Raw genomic sequence first — 320 nt, forward strand, 5'->3', positions numbered from 1 at the left:
TCGAACTGCGACACGGCCTTACCCATGGTGAAGCCAGCGAACTGGATGAAGGCGTAGTACACACCGAGCGAACCGGCAGAAGTATTTCCGTCGTTGCCGCTGATCGCACCGCCGCCCGATCCAAAGAGCGACGTGGTGGTCGCACCAGGCGTCGTGGCAGTAGCCAGCGTACCGCTGTAGGCGGTGGTGCCGGTGGCCGAACCGGTGCCGACGTAGTTGCCGGAGGTCCAGGAGAACACGCCGTCGAAGAAGGTACGGACAACGCCGTACTCAGTCGCGGTGCGCGTGTCGATGTTGAGATCTTCACGAGCGCGCATGGT

At 62.8% G+C, this 320-nt stretch carries 1 protein-coding gene; it reads right to left on the bottom strand.

Going from position 1 to position 320, the window contains the following annotated elements; genetic code table 11:
• The coding region (locus tag AC0L3S_RS39245) for a porin (protein WP_473285326.1) at positions 1–320 on the bottom strand (320 nt) is incomplete at both ends.

Source organism: Bradyrhizobium sp. Ken01, from assembly GCF_055807355.1.